This is a genomic window from Shinella fusca (genome assembly GCF_014203155.1).
Taxonomy (GTDB): domain Bacteria; phylum Pseudomonadota; class Alphaproteobacteria; order Rhizobiales; family Rhizobiaceae; genus Shinella; species Shinella fusca.
The window spans coordinates 261,812-276,227 of the sequence record NZ_JACHIK010000003.1; the positions used below are offsets into that span (position 1 = coordinate 261,812).

14 protein-coding genes are annotated in these 14,416 nt (G+C 65.3%); all 14 read right to left on the reverse strand.

Features of this window, described 5'->3' with window-relative positions; translation table 11 throughout:
* Window positions 1-49: 49 nt before the first annotated feature.
* On the reverse strand, window positions 50-1,210 hold the full coding sequence (gene lpxB, locus HNQ66_RS05760; protein ID WP_184141777.1) for a lipid-A-disaccharide synthase: 1,161 nt from the start codon (window positions 1,208-1,210) through the stop codon (window positions 50-52).
* Window positions 1,207-2,085, reverse strand: coding sequence for an LpxI family protein (locus HNQ66_RS05765; protein ID WP_184141779.1), 879 nt, complete (start codon window positions 2,083-2,085; stop codon window positions 1,207-1,209). The genes lpxB and HNQ66_RS05765 overlap by 4 nt, the downstream gene beginning before the upstream one ends.
* A 5-nt stretch (window positions 2,086-2,090) precedes the next feature.
* On the reverse strand, window positions 2,091-2,909 hold the full coding sequence (lpxA, locus tag HNQ66_RS05770) for an acyl-ACP--UDP-N-acetylglucosamine O-acyltransferase (protein WP_184142243.1): 819 nt from the start codon (window positions 2,907-2,909) through the stop codon (window positions 2,091-2,093).
* Window positions 2,906-3,373 (reverse strand): 3-hydroxyacyl-ACP dehydratase FabZ, encoded by a 468-nt coding sequence (fabZ, locus tag HNQ66_RS05775; RefSeq protein ID WP_184141781.1) that lies wholly within the window; start codon window positions 3,371-3,373, stop codon window positions 2,906-2,908. The genes lpxA and fabZ overlap by 4 nt, the downstream gene beginning before the upstream one ends.
* Window positions 3,366-4,430, reverse strand: a complete 1,065-nt coding sequence (gene lpxD / locus HNQ66_RS05780; RefSeq protein ID WP_184141783.1) for a UDP-3-O-(3-hydroxymyristoyl)glucosamine N-acyltransferase — start codon at window positions 4,428-4,430, stop codon at window positions 3,366-3,368. Before lpxD ends, fabZ begins: the two co-directional genes overlap by 8 nt.
* Window positions 4,431-4,479: 49 nt before the next feature.
* Window positions 4,480-6,813: an outer membrane protein assembly factor BamA gene (bamA, locus tag HNQ66_RS05785; protein WP_184141785.1), complete on the reverse strand. Its 2,334-nt coding sequence runs from the start codon at window positions 6,811-6,813 to the stop codon at window positions 4,480-4,482.
* Between the two features lie 238 nt (window positions 6,814-7,051).
* A complete protein-coding gene (gene rseP, locus HNQ66_RS05790; protein ID WP_184141787.1) occupies window positions 7,052-8,185 on the reverse strand; it encodes an RIP metalloprotease RseP in 1,134 nt (377 codons plus the stop codon).
* Between the two features lie 25 nt (window positions 8,186-8,210).
* A complete protein-coding gene (locus tag HNQ66_RS05795; protein WP_184141789.1) occupies window positions 8,211-9,044 on the reverse strand; it encodes a phosphatidate cytidylyltransferase in 834 nt (277 codons plus the stop codon).
* Complete coding sequence (locus HNQ66_RS05800) at window positions 9,044-9,790, reverse strand: isoprenyl transferase (protein WP_184141791.1); 747 nt, start codon at window positions 9,788-9,790, stop codon at window positions 9,044-9,046. The genes HNQ66_RS05795 and HNQ66_RS05800 overlap by 1 nt, the downstream gene beginning before the upstream one ends.
* 42 nt (window positions 9,791-9,832) lie before the next feature.
* Window positions 9,833-10,393: a ribosome recycling factor gene (frr, locus tag HNQ66_RS05805; protein WP_184141793.1), complete on the reverse strand. Its 561-nt coding sequence runs from the start codon at window positions 10,391-10,393 to the stop codon at window positions 9,833-9,835.
* Between the two features lie 58 nt (window positions 10,394-10,451).
* Window positions 10,452-11,174 carry a UMP kinase gene (pyrH, locus tag HNQ66_RS05810; protein WP_184141795.1) on the reverse strand — a complete coding sequence of 241 codons (723 nt, stop codon included), beginning with the start codon at window positions 11,172-11,174 and terminating at the stop codon, window positions 10,452-10,454.
* Window positions 11,175-11,360: 186 nt separating this feature from the next.
* Complete coding sequence (gene tsf / locus HNQ66_RS05815; protein ID WP_184141797.1) at window positions 11,361-12,287, reverse strand: translation elongation factor Ts; 927 nt, start codon at window positions 12,285-12,287, stop codon at window positions 11,361-11,363.
* A 142-nt stretch (window positions 12,288-12,429) separates the two neighbouring features.
* A complete protein-coding gene (gene rpsB, locus HNQ66_RS05820; RefSeq protein ID WP_119259227.1) occupies window positions 12,430-13,191 on the reverse strand; it encodes a 30S ribosomal protein S2 in 762 nt (253 codons plus the stop codon).
* Between the two features lie 394 nt (window positions 13,192-13,585).
* Window positions 13,586-14,413 (reverse strand): cell envelope integrity EipB family protein, encoded by an 828-nt coding sequence (locus tag HNQ66_RS05825; RefSeq protein ID WP_184141799.1) that lies wholly within the window; start codon window positions 14,411-14,413, stop codon window positions 13,586-13,588.
* Window positions 14,414-14,416: the final 3 nt, after the last annotated feature.

Sequence of the window (14,416 nt, forward strand, 5' to 3'; positions counted from 1 at the left end):
CAATTTCAACATGCAAACGGCTGCGTCGCGGCCATCGGCCGCAACGGCGTCACGGTCTTGCCGCGAGGAGGTCGAGGATGACGGCGGCGCCGGTCTCGCCCGGGGGGCGTTCCGTCTGCATGCGCTCGTGCACGAGGTCGTAGCCTTCCAGCATCGCGCGGCGCTCGGCGGTCTCGGTGGCAAGCCGCTCGAACCAGCGCGTCAGGGTGCCGGGGCGCACCTGCTCGTTGAGGAATTCCGGCACCACGGCATAGTCCGCGACGATATTGGGGATCGCCGCCGACCAGACCTTCACCTTGCGCAGGAAGAGATTGGCGATCCAGTCGAAACGATAGGTGGAGATGACCGGCACGCGGGCAAGCGCAAGCTCCAGGATCACCGTGCCGGAGGCGGCGATCGCCGCATCGGCCTCGGCGAAGGCCTGCCACTTTTCCTCCGTCGTGACGGTGATATGCGGCTTGACCGGCCAGTCTGCCGTGAGCTGCCGCACCAGCGCCTCCTGCCGCGGCACGGTGGGCAGCAGGAAACGGATTCCGGGATTGCGGGCGGAAAGCTCCTTCGCCGCCTCGCCGAAGACGGGCAGCAGGCGGCCGATCTCCGTGCTGCGCGAGCCGGGCAGCAGCAGGCAGGTACGCACATCCCCGTCCGGCCGGGCGAGCCGCGCGGCGCGGATGCGGCCGATATCCGGATCGCCGATCAGCCGGTGGCCGACATAGGTGGTGGCCGGTCCGCCGAGGCGCTGCATGACGGCGGGCTCGAAGGGCAGGAGCGCCAGAACATGGTCGACATAGGCGCGCATGCGGGGCGCGCGCTCCTCCTTCCACGCCCAGACGCTGGGGCAGACATAGTCCACCACCGGCAGGTCCGGCAGCGCCTTGCGCACGCGCCTTGCGACGCGGTGGGTGAAATCGGGGCTGTCGATGATGAGGAGGACATCCGGCCGCGCGGCGACGATGGCGTCCGCCGCCTGGCGGATGCGGCGCAGGAGCAGCGGCAGGCGCTTCAGCACCTGCGAAATGCCCATGATCGACAGTTCGGAGAAATCGAACAGCGATTTGAGGCCCTGCCGCTCAAGTGCCTCGCCGCCGACACCCACCAGTTCCACCCGGCCCGGATAGGCCCTGCGCAGCGCCGCGACGAGGTCGCCGCCGAGAAGGTCGCCGGAAACCTCGCCGGCGATCACGCCGATCCTGATCGTCTCGCGTGTCATCGTCCGCCCTCCGTCCGCTCCGGCAGGATGCCCGTCACGAAAAGGCCGCCGGCATCCGCCTCGCAAACGAGTGCGGCGCGTTCCAGCACCAGCGAGCGCCCGGCCTCGACGGCAATGCCGGCAAGGCCCGCCGCCTTCGCCAGCCGCAGCGTCTCCGGCCCGATGGCCGGCAGGTCGGCGCGCAGGTCCTGCCCGGGCTTGCACAATTTGACGAGGACGCCCTTGCGGCGCTGCGAGATGCGGCCGGCGGCGCGCAGTTCGGCCACCCGCTCCAGCATGCCGTCCGTGCCTTCCGCCCCTTCCAGCGCCACGACGCGCCCGCCGACGGCGACGGCGCCCTGCCCCACGTCCAGCCGGCCAAGCGCGAGCGCGGCGGCGGCGGCAGCGGCGATATCGGCCTCGGCCGCCGCATCCGGCGCAAGCCGGCCGAGCGGCCCTTCGGTGCCGAGAAGGCCGGGCACGATCTCATGGGCGCCGACGACGCGCACGCCTTCCGATTCGATGAGCCGGATGACCATTTTCAGGACGGTGTCGTCGCCGCCCCGCAGCAGGGTCCGCACGACCGAGGGAACGGCGAGCAGCGCCTTGAAGGGCGCGTGGATATCGCGCCATTCCGGCCGGCGCCGCACCCAGCCGGTGAGCACCGCACGGCCGATGCCGTGCCGGCGGAAGGCGGCGCCGATGCCGGCATAGTTGCCGATAGAGATCACTTCATGGTCGAAGCCCGACCAGTCGTCGGCCGATTCGTTCGTCAGCGCCAGGATATAGGGGCTTTCGCCGCGGGCTTTCGCGGCCTCGGCGACGTAGCGCGGCAACTGCCCGCCGCCGGCGATGATGGCGAGCCGGTCGCGCGTTCCGGGCCGGCTGTCCGCCATGGCGTTCAGCCCTTGCTGCCCCGGTGGGGCGACGAGAGCGCGCGGTCGCTTTCCGCGCCGATGAAATCGAGGATCTGCATGGCCGGCACGCAATCCGCATAGTCCTCGCGGATGGCGGCTGCATTGGCGCGGACCGAGCCTTCGCCCTCGAAGACCTGCTTGTAGGCACGGCGAACGCGATGGATCGTCGCTTTGTCCATGCCCGCGCGGCTCATGCCGACGACGTTGAGGCCGCCGAGGACGCCCGGATTGCCGTTCAGCATGCCATAGGGGATGACATCGTAGGAAACGGCCGACAGCCCGCCGATGAAGGCCTGACGGCCGATGCGGGTGAACTGGTGCACGGCCGAGCCGCCGCCGAGGATGACGCGATCCTCGACGATCACATGGCCGGCGAGCATCACGTTGTTCGACATGACGATGTCGTTGCCGAGGATGCAGTCGTGCGCGATGTGCGAATTGGCGAGGAACAGGTTGTTGTTGCCGATGACTGTCTTGCCGCCGCCGCCGGTCGTGCCGGTATTGGCCGTCACGCCCTCGCGAAAGGTGCATTTCTCGCCGACCGTCAGCGTGGTCTCGACGCCGTCGTGATGCAGGCTCTGCGGATCGCCGCCGATGACGGCGTTGGGAAAGATGCGGCTGCCGCGGCCGATGACCGTGCGGCCCGTCGCGATCGCATGCGGCAGAAGCTCCACCTCATCGTGGAGAACGACCTTGGGCCCGACATAGCAGAAGGGACCGACGACCACGTTCTCCCCGATGACCGCCCCGTCTTCGACGACGGCGAGCGGATGGATCTTCGCACTGGCGGCAATCATGGTCAGGCATCTTCCTTCTTGACGATCATCGCGCCGATATCAGCTTCGGCGACGAGATGCCCATCAACTTTTGCGTCGCAGTGAAACTTCCAGATATTGCCGCGCTGCTTCTGCTTGACGACGTGGAATTCCACGCGGTCGCCGGGCACGACCGGCTTGCGGAAGCGGGCATTGTCGATCGTCATGAAATAGACGAGGTTCGAGCCGGTCTCGGCCTTGCGCGCGCAGATCGCGCCGGCGGTCTGGGCCATGCCCTCGACCAGGAGGACGCCCGGCATGATCGGGTGATCGGGGAAGTGGCCCATGAAATGGGGCTCGTTCACCGTCACGTTCTTGATGCCGATGGCCGAATTGTCCCCGTCGATCTCGATGATCTTGTCGACCAGCAGGAAAGGATAACGGTGGGGAAGCAGCGTCAGGATTTCGCGCAGGTCGGCCACGCCGAGCGTCGCTTTGGTCTCTTCACTCATCCTTGTGACCCTTCTTCTTTTCACGGGCGCTGGCGCGCATGGCCATTTCCGCCACGTCGCGCAGGAAATCGCGCATCGGGCGCGCGGGAATGCCGCCATATCTCTCGCCGGGCGGCACGTCGCTCGCAACGCCGCTCATGGCGGCGATCTGCGCGCCGTCGCCGATGGTGATATGGCCGTTGATGCCGGAGGCGCCGCCGATCATGACGCCGTCGCCGATGCGCGTGCTGCCGGCAATGCCGACGCCGCTGACGATGCCGCAATGGCGGCCGATGCGCACATTGTGGCCGACCTGCACCTGGTTGTCGATCTTGGTGCCCTCGCCGATCACCGTGTCGTCCATCGTGCCGCGGTCGACGGTCGTGTTCGCGCCGATCTCGACATTGTCCTGGATGATGACGCGGCCGACCTGCACGATCTTGATCATGCCCGGTTTCAGGCCCGGCGCATAGCCGAAGCCGTCCTGGCCGATGCGCGCGCCGGGATGGAGGATGACGTTGTTGCCGATGAGCGCGCATTGCACCGTCACGCCGGCGGCGATCGTGCAATTGCGGCCGATGCGGACACCCGCGCCGATGACCGCGCCGGGACCGATATGCGTGCCCTCGCCGATTTCGGCTCCCTTGCCGACAACGGCCATGGGCTCGACGGTGACGTTCGGTTCGAGGCGTGCCTTGGGGTCGATAAAGGCGCCCGGCGAAATTCCTGCGGACGAGGTCATCGCCTCCGGCCGCATCGCGGACGGGTGCAGCAGCTCGCCGGCCATGGCGAAGGCGGTGTGCGGGCGCCTGGAAAGAAGGACGGCGATATGCGCAGGCACGAGCGAAGCCAGCGCCGGGTCGCACAGGATCGCCGTCGCCTCGCTCGTTTCGAGCTCGGCGCGCATCTTGCGGGAAAGGATGTAACAGATGTCGCCTTCTTTCGCCCGGGCGACGGGCGAAACGCTGCGCACGACACGGTCGGCATGCGCGGCATCGGCGAGTTCCGCCCCAAGCGCTTCGGCAAGGTCACCCAGACGAATCCCGTCATGGGGCGGAAAGAACCAGTTATGCTCCATCGGCACGGCTCCAGAACGTCTATGTTCTCGCAGTTCTGGACGAGCTGCTTCAGAACTGGGTAGCGATACCGAACTTGAAGCGCTGGACTTCGTCGTACGATTCCTTCTTGAAGGGAACCGCATAGTCGAACCGCAGCGGACCGAACGGCGATGCCCAGATGATCGAGGCGCCGACCGAAGCGCGCAGGCTCATATCGGTGCCCTTGACGGCATCCGCGCCGATCGTCGCCACGTCGTTGCCGTAGAGCGTACCGGCATCCACGAAGATGGCACCGCGGAAGCCCGAGTCGCGCGGCAATGCCGGCAGCGGGAACGAGGCTTCAGCCGAAGCGGTGAAGTAAGTCGTACCACCGAGGGAATCGCCCGTGGAGGTAGCACGCGGACCGATACCGCCCGATTCGAAGCCGCGCAGTTCGGAAGCCGACAGCGTGAACTGGTCGAAGACCTTCGTATCGTTGCCCGTGCCCCACATATGGCCGCCGCTGACGGAAATGGAGCCGATGACGTCCGCGTCTTCGAGCAGCGTGTGGAAGTAACGCGCCTTGCCCGAGATCTTGTAATAGTCGGAGTCGCCGCCGAGGCCCGCGAATTCCTGCGTGATCTGCGCAAAGATGCCGTCACGCGGCAGCGTGCGGTCGTCGAGCGTATCGAAGGTCAGGCTGTGCGAGATCGACGAACGGACCCACGGGCCGTCGTTCACGACATGCACATAGGGCGAAGACAGCTGACTCGGGTCGCTCGAGTCGTAGTCGAGCTTGACGTAGCTGTACTTCAGCGTGGTCGACAGTTCTTCGGTGATCGGCGCGGTCACGCGCAGATTGAAGCCCTTCGAATTGACGCTGTAGTAATCCTCGCTGTCGTCCTCGTCGCTGAAGAGATCGAAGCCGGCAGCAAGGCGGTAGCCGAGGAAATAGGGCTCGGTGAACGACAGGCTGTAGTTGCGCGAGTCGCCGCCACGGCCGGCAGCAAGGCGGATGTACTGGCCGCGGCCGAGGAAGTTCTTCTCCTCGATGGAGGCTTCGAGCTTGAAGCCGCCGCTCTTGCCCGTCTCGTAACCGGCGCCGATGCCGAACGAGCCGGTCGACTGGTCCTGAACGTCGACGATCAGCACGACGCGATCGGGCTGGCTGCCCGGAGCGGTGGTGATGTTGACGCTCGAGAAGTAACCGAGCGCGTCGAGGCGGCGCTTGGCGCGCGCGATGACTTCCTGGTTGAAGGCATCGCCTTCACCGATATCGAACTCGCGGCGGATGACGTAGTCGCGCGTGCGGGTGTTGCCGCGGATCTCGATGCGCTCGACATAGGCGCGCTCGCCCTGGTCGACGAGGTAGTCGACGGCGATGGTGCCGTTGCCGAGGTCGCGGTTGCCGCGCGGCGTCACGCGGGCGAAGGGATAGCCCTTTGCCGCGACGCGCTGGGAGATCTCGGACATCGTCTTCTGGACGTCCTTGGCGCGGTAGGTCGAGCCCGGATGGGATTCGATCAGGCCCTTCAGCTCGTCGGGATCGATGCCCTGGACCGTCGATTCGACGTTCACGTCACCGAAGTCGTAGCGCTGGCCTTCGTCGACCGTGAAGGTGACGACATATTCGTTGGAGGCTTCGTCGAGCACGGCTTCCGAGGAGATGACGCGGAAGTCGGCATAGCCGCTGTTGAAGTAGAACTGGCGCAGCGCCTCTTCGTCGGCGCGCAGCTTCTCTTCGCTATAGACGTCCTTGCGGGTCAGGAACGAGAGGAAGTTCGACTTCTTGGTCAGGATGACGGACCGCAGGCGGCTGTTGCTGTAGGCCTGGTTGCCGACGAAATTGATCTGCGAGATCTTCGTGCGGTCGCCCTCGTCGACGATGAAGGCGAGGTTCACGCGGCCGTTGCCGAGCGGATAGGTCTGCGTCGTGACGGTGGCGTCGGAACGGCCGATGGCGGCATAGGCGTCGCGGATCGCCTGCTTGTCGGCTTCGATCGTGGTCTCGCTATAGGGACCCATCGAGCGCGAACGCAGGACCGCCTGGAGCTTGTCGTCCTTGATCTTGCGGTTGCCGTTGATGACGACCTCGTTGATCAGCTGGTTCTCGTTGACGACCACGACGAGCGTGCTGCCGGAAACCGAGATCTTGACGTCCGAGAAATAGCCGGTCGCAAAGAGGCGGCGCACAGAAGCGTCGATATCGGCGTTGGAGAAGTTCTCGCCGGGCTTGATCGAGAGATTGGCCTTGACCGTATCGGCGCTGACGCGGTCGGCGCCGCGGACCTGGATGCTGCGGATGACGGCCGCCTCGGCGCCGGTGGCGGAGACGAGCGTGGCGAAAGAGCCGCCCGTGACAACCATACTTGCCGACAACGCAACGGCAGACACGGCGTTCAAGAAGTTTGAACCAGCTTTCATCTTCACAACTTACCTTCGTTTCATCGCCCGGCAGGCGCGCCCGATTCCGGACACGTTTGCCGTTTTAACCGCTTTTGCCATACAAGCAAGGTCACGCGTTAATTTCTATTTACTTCAATTGAAACCGTGGCCTTACGGCCACTACATCGTTTTCATTACGGTAAACAGAGCGTTAGCACCCTCGCCTCGGATCGGCGGTCTCCCCTTCGAATTATGGACCCGGCCGTATCGGCCGGCTTCAGCCGAGCAGCATGGATATGTCGTTCCAGGTCGCGAAGACCATGAGCATCAGAACCAGCGCCATGCCGATGCGGAATGCGATCTCCTGCGCCCCAGGCCCGACAGGTCTGCCCCGGACAGCCTCCACCGCATAGAACATCAGATGGCCGCCATCAAGTACCGGAACCGGCATCAGGTTCAAAAGTCCAATGGAAACAGACAGGACCGCCGCAAGCTGCAGCACGGCGGCAACACCGAGCGTCGCCATCTGGCCGGAAGCCTGCGCAACGCGGATCGGCCCGCCGAGCTGGTCCGCCTTCATGCGGCCGGTCAGGAGGTTGGACAGGTAGTCGAACGTGCCGGTCACGATATGCCAGCTCTGCAGCGCGCCCTGCCCCACGGCTTCGAGCGGGCCGTAGTGAACGATGCGGAAATTGCCGGTTTCCTGGTTCGTGACGATGCCGATGAGGCCGATCTCGACCTTGTTGCCGAACTGGTCGGTGATCTCGGTGCGCTTGGGCACCATCGGCAGGTCGATGTCCTCGCCGGCGCGGCGCACGGTGACGACGATCTTCGTTTCCGGACGAACGCTCACGTAGCGGCGGACGTCGTCGAAGGTGTCGACTTTCGAGCCGTCGAGCGCCACGAGAAGGTCGCCGGGGCGAACGCCGGCTTCCTCGGCGGCGCTGCCGGGGCGCACCTCGGCGACGATCGGGTCGGCGATCTGGCGGCCGTAGATGGCGAACATCACGGCGAAGATGGCGATGGCGAGCACGAAATTGGCGATGGGGCCGGCGGCGACCGTCACGGCCCTTTTCCACAGGGCCGCGCCGAGGAAGGTTCTCTTGCGCACCTCTTCCGGCAGGGCCGAGACGGATTCGTAATCGGGAATGGAGGCCGGGTCGTCGTCGCCAAGGAATTTCACATAGCCGCCGAGCGGGATGGCAGAGAGCTTCCAGCGCGTGCCGCGCCGGTCGGTGAAGCCGACAAGCTCCGGGCCGAAGCCGACGGAGAAGGCGGTGATACCGATGCCCGACCAGCGGCCGGCAAGGTAGTGGCCCATCTCGTGCACGAAGACGATCAGCGTCAGCACGAGCAGGAAGGGAACGATGTATCCCGTCACCAGACCGACGGAGCCTGCCAGCATGTCCATTCTTACAGTCCCCAGTCTCTTCCGGTCACGGGCCGAAAAGGAACACACCGGCCGGCGTGTTCGCGGTGCCCGACACGAGCGCATCGCCAAGCGCAATGAGGAACGCGGCGAAGCAGGCGAAAACAAGGCCGTCCACGCGGTCCATGACGCCGCCGTGTCCCGGAATGAGGCGGCTGGAATCCTTGACGCCGAAACGCCGCTTGATGAAGGATTCGAAAAGGTCGCCCGCCTGGCTGAACACCGAGAGCACCAGCGCGATGGTCGGCACCCACAGGCCGTTCAGCGAGAAGAAGGCCATGTGCACCAGCGTGCCGGCGATGACGGCCGCAATCGCCCCGCCGATCGCCCCCGACCAGGTCTTGCCCGGCGAGATGGGCGGGGCGAGTTTGGGACCACCGATGGCGCGGCCGACGAAGTAGGCAAGGATATCCGTCGACCAGACGACGGCGAAGATGAACAGCATGGCGGCGAAGCCGTGCGCCGTATCGCCGCGGATCGCCGCCAGCGAGATCACCGTCAGGCCCGAATAGGCGATGCCGCCGGCAAGCCAGCCGCTTCCCTTGAGCGCCAGCGCATAGACAATGCCGACCGCGACGGCGGCCAGCAACAAAGGCAGCGCGAATTCGTCGACGCGGAAGACGACGAGCGCGGCGACGAGGGCGGTCGAGGCCCAGCCGAAGGCATTGCCGCGGAAATCCGTCTCCGGAAGCCGGGTAATGGTCGACCACTCGTAATAGATCAGGAGCGCGATGACGGCGGCAAGCAGCCGGAAGGCGATATCGCCGTACCAGGTCGCGGCAAGCACCACGGCGGCAAGCACGATGCCGGACAGGATGCGCAGGCGCAGTTCACGTCCCATCACGACCCCACAGCGAGCGTGGCGGCCGGCTGCAGCCCGCCGAAGCGGCGCTCGCGCATGGCATAGCGGGAAAGAGCCGAAAGGAAGGTGTCACGCGAAAAATCCGGCCAGAATTCGGGAACGAACATCAGTTCGGCATAGGCCCCCTGCCAGAGCAGGAAGTTCGACAGCCGCTCCTCCCCGCTCGTGCGGATGATAAGGTCGGGATCGGGAATGTCGGCGGTATCGAGGCCGGCGGCGATGCGCTCCGGCGTGATCTCGCCGGGCGTCAGCCTTCCGGCGGCGACGTCCACGGCAAGCGCACGCATGGCGCGGGCGATCTCGTCGCGCGCGCCGTAGTTGAAGGCGATCACCAGCGTGATGCCGGTATTGGCGCGCGTCGTCTCCTCGGCCTCCAGCAGCAGCGGCAGGATGTCGCCCGAAAGGTTCGTCTTGTCGCCGATGATGCGAATGCGGACATTCTGCTTGTGCAGGACGGCAAGGTCGCGCCGGATAAAGGTCTTGAGCAGGCCCATGAGGTCGGAGACCTCGCTTTGCGGGCGGTTCCAGTTCTCCGACGAGAAAGCGAAGAGCGTGAGGTAGGAAATGCCGCAGTCGGCGGCCGTCCGCACGGCCTCGCGCACCGCCTCGACCCCCTTGCGGTGCCCCATGGCGCGCGGCAGGCCGCGCGCATTCGCCCAGCGTCCGTTGCCATCCATGATGATGGCGACGTGTGCCGGTACGGTGCTGGGCGATAGCTGGTTCATCGACAATCCGGGAAAGAGGAAGACATGCAGGCGGCGAAGGCCTCAGACCTGCATGATTTCCTTTTCCTTGTCGGCAAGCAAGCGATCGACGTCCAAAATCGTCTCGTCCGTCATCTTCTGCACCCTTTCGGACTGGCTGCGGGAGAGGTCCTGCCCGATATCGCCGTCCTTTTCGGCTTTCTTGAGATCGTCCATGCCGTCGCGGCGCACATGGCGGATCGCCACCTTCGCCTTCTCGGCGTAGTCATGGGCGACCTTGACGAGGGACTTGCGGCGCTCCTCGTTGAGCTCCGGCAGCGGGATGCGAAGGTTCTGGCCGTCGATGATCGGGTTGAGGCCGAGGTTGGATTCGCGGATGCCGCGCTCGACCGCACCGACCATGCCCTTGTCCCAGACGGAGACCGACAGCATGCGCGGCTCGGGAACGGAGATGTTGGCGACCTGGTTGAGCGGAACGCGCGAACCATAGGCTTCGACCTGCACCGGATCGAGCACGTTGGCCGAGGCGCGGCCGGTGCGCAGCGAGGCGATGTCGTTCTTGAACGCGTTGATCGCGCCGTCCATGCGGCGCTTCAGTTCCTTCAGGTCTATACCTTCACTCATCGGAATACTCCCGTTTTCACAGAGCGGCTGCACGCATGGAGCGTGCGCGCCTCAAGAATCAGTTGTCGGTTACGATGGTCCCGCGTCCGCCGCCGGTCAATATTTCGGCAAATCCGCCCTTTTCATGGATGGAGAAGACGATGATCGGGATGTGGTTCTCGCGGGCGAGCGCCACGGCGGCGACGTCCATGACGGCAAGGCCCTTCTCCAGCACCTCGCCATGCGTCAGGCGATCGAAGCGGGTGGCGTGCGGGTCCTTTTTCGGGTCGGCGGAATAGATGCCGTCGACCTGCGTGCCCTTGAAGATGGCTTCTGCGCCCATCTCGGCGGCGCGCAGCGCTGCGGCCGAGTCGGTCGTGAAGAAGGGATTGCCGGTGCCGCCGGCGAAGATCACCACGCGACCGAGCGAGAGGTGGTAGAGCGTCGCGCGCTGCGAGAAGCTCTCGCAGATCTCCGGCATGGCGATGGCCGAGAGGACGACGGTGTCGATGTCGAGCTTGCGCAGCGAGGTCGCGAGCGCCAGCGCGTTGATGACGGTCGCGAGCATGCCCATGTGGTCGCCGGTCACCCGGTCGCCGCCCTTGGAGGCGACGGCAACGCCGCGGAAGATGTTGCCCCCGCCGACCACGACACCGACCTCGACGCCGAGCGCGCGGGCTTCCGCGATGTCGGAGGCGATGCGGTCGGCGACCGCGACATCGATGCCGAAGCCCTGCGATCCCATCAGCGCTTCGCCGGAGGCTTTCAGCAGAACACGTTTGTAGATTGGCTTGGCAGTCATTGTCGCTCCTGAACTCGTAAGCCTGCTCGCCCGATCCGGCCGCCGGGCGGGACCGGGGACGGTTCCGCGCAGGGCAGCCTTGGCCGCAGAGAAATTTCGGGGCAGGCATTTCGGGATGCCGGATACACGAAGGGCGCCGCGTTGTCACGCGGCGCCCTCGCCTTTTCCCAAGCGGGATTAATAAAATCAGCCCTTGGCAGCGGCTGCGACTTCGGCGGCGAAGTCCGACTCTTCCTTCTCGACGCCTTCGCCGAGCAGCAGGCGGGCCATGCCGACGACTTCGATCGGCGCGCCGACGGTCTTTTCAGCTTCCTTGACGGCAGCGCCGACCGTGAGGTCGGGGTTCATGACGAACGCCTGCGACAGCAGGGCGACTTCCTCGAAGAACTTGCGCATGCGGCCTTCGACCATCTTCTCGATGATGTTGTCCGGCTTGCCGGAAGCGCGCGACTGCTCGATGAAGACGTTGCGCTCGCGTTCGGCAACGGCGGCATCGACTTCCTCGGCGCGGATGGCGAGCGGAGCGGTGGCAGCGATGTGCATGGCGACCTGGCGGCCGATGGCGTTCAGGGCTTCCTTGTCGCCGGTCGACTTCAGCGCGACGAGAACGCCGAGCTTGCCGAGACGGTCGGCGGCAGCGTTGTGGATGTAGGTCGCGACGACGCCGTCCTCGACCGACAGGGCAGCCGAGCGGCGCAGGTTCATGTTCTCGCCGATGGTGGCGACGGCATCCTTGATCGTGTCGGTGACCGACTTGCCGGTTGCCGGATAGGTGGCGGCGCCAACGGCCTCGACGGTGCCGTCGGTGGAAAGCGCTACGTCGGCGATGCCGCGGACCATGGACTGGAAGGCGTCGTTACGGGCAACGAAGTCGGTTTCGGAGTTGACTTCGACGACGACGGCCTTGGTGCCGGCGCTGGCGACGCCGATCAGGCCTTCGGCAGCGGTGCGGCCCGACTTCTTGTCGGCCTTGGCGATGCCCTTGGCGCGCAGCCAGTCGATTGCCGCTTCGATGTCGCCGTTGTTCTCAGCCAGCGCCTTCTTGCAGTCCATCATGCCTGCGCCGGACTTCTCGCGCAGTTCCTTCACCAGTGCAGCGGTGATTTCAGCCATTGTGAGCCTCTTGTCGGTTTGTTGCGTGCCGCCGGAAAACCTCGGGCGGACAGGGTCTTCAAACGAACCGAGGCCAGGGATCGTCTCTCTGGCCTCGGTTGGATGGGAAAGCGGGAGCGAAAGGTTCGCCCCGACCTCGGCCTTACGCTTCGGCTTCGAGAGCCGGCTCGACCGGAGCTTCGGCGGAGGCGCCGAGGTCGCGGCCCGATGCACCCTGCTGGCGGGCGATGCCGTCGATGGCAGCGCGGGCGATCAGGTCGCAGTAAAGGGCGATGGCGCGCGAGGCGTCGTCGTTACCGGGGATCGGGAAGTCGATCGGGTCCGGATCGCAGTTCGAGTCGATGATGGCGACGACCGGGATGCCGAGACGCTTGGCTTCCTGGATGGCGATCGATTCCTTGTTGGTATCGATGATGAACATCAGGTCCGGGGTGCCGCCCATGTCGCGGATACCGCCGAGGGCCTTTTCAAGCTTCTCGCGTTCGCGCTCGAGGGTCAGGCGTTCCTTCTTGGAGTAGCCGGAGCCTTCCGAGGACAGGATCTCGTCGAGCTTGCGCAGGCGCTGGATCGAGTTGGAGATCGTCTTCCAGTTCGTCAGCATGCCGCCGAGCCAGCGCGAGTTGACATAGTACTGGGCCGAACGCTTGGCAGCATCGGCGATGATCTCGGACGCCTGGCGCTTGGTGCCGACGAAGAGAACGCGACCGCCGCCGGCAACCGTGTCGGACACGACCTGAAGCGCGCGCGAAAGCAGCGGAACGGTCTGTGCGAGGTCGATGATGTGGACGTTGTTACGGTCGCCGAAGATGTACGGCTTCATCTTCGGGTTCCAGCGGTGGGTCTGGTGGCCGAAGTGAACACCAGCTTCCAGAAGCTGGCGCATAGAGAAATCGGGCAATGCCATGCCTAGGTATCCTTTTCCGGTTGAACCTCCGCAAGGCGAACAGCACTTCCTTCGGAAATGCCACCGGCGGAACAGCCCGGATTTCTCCCGGACGATCCCATGCCTCACGTGTGGAATGAGCGGCCCTTTAACCGCAGTTTGCCGGCAAATCAAGGGCGGAGGAGCAAAAATGTGCCTGCGGGGCCCCGTCCGCTGCGTTTTGTCCGGCAATCGGAAGCTGTCGTCTCAGGCTTCCTTACCCGCTTACCCGTTCACCACCGTCATCCTCGGGCTTGCCCCGAGGATCCATCGCCATGTCCGCAAATGCGGCATGGATGGTCGTGTCAAGCCCGACCATGACGACGGAGAGGATGGAGGAAGATCAGGCGGGCGAATGACTGCCAGCCACACACCCTTACTTGCACTCCTGCGGCTTGAACAGTTCCAGCTTCGCCAGCTTGCCCGTCAGCACGAACTCGCCGTAGTCCATCGTCAGGTCGCGGGTGATGCCGTTTTCGTAGAGCTTGAAGGACATGCGGTAGACCGGCAGCGCGTCGCCCTCGCTGGTGTCGTTGTAATAGGCGATGGAGACCGGCCAGAAGGCCTGCTTGGCGAAGGCGCCGGCCTTGTCGGCATCGGGATCGCCGGCCTTCGGCATCTCCTTCTTGCCGACGACCGAGGTGGTCATCAGCGTCTTGTCGCCCGAATCCGAGCCGTCGTAGATGCGCGATTCGAAGAAGCGTTCGCCCTTCCTGGCGTGGTCGATGACTTCCAGCATGTGCTCGGTCGGAAAGCGGCTCGCGGCGAGCTCCAGCTGCTTTTCGTCCGGCTCGGTGAGGTCGACGCTGACGCCCTTCTTGTCCTCGCGCGCCGAGCCGCGCACTTCCTTGTCCAGCTTCTCGTCGGTGAAGGAGCGGGTGAGGAAGCGGAAGGAACCGTTCTTCAGGTCCTCGTAGGTCGTCGTCTGCTGGTCGGCAAGGCGGGTTTCGTCGCCGGTATTGACCTGCGTGACGAAGCGGAAGCTCACCGTATAGCCGTCGCAGGGGCTGCCGTTGAACTCGTAGACCATGCGGCCGTACATGCCGGCGATGCCGGAGCGCTCGGTGGCGTCCTTGAGCTGGAGGTCGTAGACGGCGCGGTGCGGCGCAAGCCCGCTCGCCGGCGAGGCAAAGGCGGTCGCGGCGCCGCTGCCGGCAAAACATGCCCCGGCCAGAAGGGCCGCGACGAAGGCTGAACGAAACATCCG

Bases quoted from the DNA above. Each gene is read 5' to 3' on its own strand.
- bamA (WP_184141785.1), bottom strand. From the start codon at position 6,813: ATGAAAGCTGGTTCAAACTTCTTGAACGCCGTGTCTGCCGTTGCGTTG.
- HNQ66_RS05825 (WP_184141799.1), bottom strand. From the start codon at position 14,413: ATGTTTCGTTCAGCCTTCGTCGCGGCCCTTCTGGCCGGGGCATGTTTT.
- HNQ66_RS05800 (WP_184141791.1), bottom strand. From the start codon at position 9,790: ATGAACCAGCTATCGCCCAGCACCGTACCGGCACACGTCGCCATCATC.
- lpxB (WP_184141777.1), bottom strand. From the start codon at position 1,210: ATGACACGCGAGACGATCAGGATCGGCGTGATCGCCGGCGAGGTTTCC.
- fabZ (WP_184141781.1), bottom strand. From the start codon at position 3,373: ATGAGTGAAGAGACCAAAGCGACGCTCGGCGTGGCCGACCTGCGCGAA.
- HNQ66_RS05795 (WP_184141789.1), bottom strand. From the start codon at position 9,044: ATGGGACGTGAACTGCGCCTGCGCATCCTGTCCGGCATCGTGCTTGCC.
- HNQ66_RS05765 (WP_184141779.1), bottom strand. From the start codon at position 2,085: ATGGCGGACAGCCGGCCCGGAACGCGCGACCGGCTCGCCATCATCGCC.
- rseP (WP_184141787.1), bottom strand. From the start codon at position 8,185: ATGGACATGCTGGCAGGCTCCGTCGGTCTGGTGACGGGATACATCGTT.
- frr (WP_184141793.1), bottom strand. From the start codon at position 10,393: ATGAGTGAAGGTATAGACCTGAAGGAACTGAAGCGCCGCATGGACGGC.
- rpsB (WP_119259227.1), bottom strand. From the start codon at position 13,191: ATGGCATTGCCCGATTTCTCTATGCGCCAGCTTCTGGAAGCTGGTGTT.
- pyrH (WP_184141795.1), bottom strand. From the start codon at position 11,174: ATGACTGCCAAGCCAATCTACAAACGTGTTCTGCTGAAAGCCTCCGGC.
- tsf (WP_184141797.1), bottom strand. From the start codon at position 12,287: ATGGCTGAAATCACCGCTGCACTGGTGAAGGAACTGCGCGAGAAGTCC.
- lpxD (WP_184141783.1), bottom strand. From the start codon at position 4,430: ATGGAGCATAACTGGTTCTTTCCGCCCCATGACGGGATTCGTCTGGGT.